This window comes from Rothia mucilaginosa (assembly GCF_964211445.1).
In the GTDB taxonomy this organism is placed as follows: Bacteria; Actinomycetota; Actinomycetes; order Actinomycetales; family Micrococcaceae; genus Rothia; species Rothia mucilaginosa_E.
The window spans coordinates 1-551 of sequence record NZ_CAXOQT010000071.1 but is presented as its reverse complement, the minus strand read 5'-3'; the positions used below and the strand labels follow the sequence as shown (position 1 = coordinate 551).

Below are 551 nucleotides of genomic sequence, written 5' to 3'. Positions count from 1 at the left end.
GAACTTGCCGCCGCCGGCGCGAGCGTTGAAGAGGCAGTCTTCGCCGCAACCTGCGACGACGTACGCAACGCCTGCGACGTGTTCGAACCCGTCTACAAGGCATCCAACGGTTTTGACGGCCGCGTCTCCATCGAGGTTGACCCCCGCCTGGCACGCGACGCTGAAGGTACCGCCAAGATGGCGCGTGAACTCTACGAGCGCGTGGGCCGCGAAAACGTCATGATCAAGATCCCCGCAACCCAGGAAGGCCTGCGCCCCATCGCAGAAACCCTGGCTGCTGGCATCAGCGTGAACGTGACCCTGATCTTCTCCCTGACCCGCTACCGCGAGGTCATCAACGCCTACATGCTCGGCCTGGAGCAGGCGCTGGAGAACGGCAAGGACCTGTCCACCATCCACTCCGTCGCATCCTTCTTCGTCTCCCGCGTAGACACCGAAATCGATGCACGTCTCGAGGCAGCCGGCGGCGACGCTGTACAGCTGAAGGGCAAGGCAGGCCTGGCAAACGCACGCCTCGCCTACGAGGTATTCGAGGAAATGTTCTCCTCCGA

Annotated in this window: 1 protein-coding gene; it reads left to right on the top strand. The window is 63.0% G+C overall.

The window, feature by feature from the left end; translation table 11 throughout:
- Nucleotides 1-551, top strand: a 551-nt coding sequence (locus AB8E48_RS08985; protein WP_368886485.1) for a transaldolase family protein, incomplete at both ends; no start/stop codon positions are given.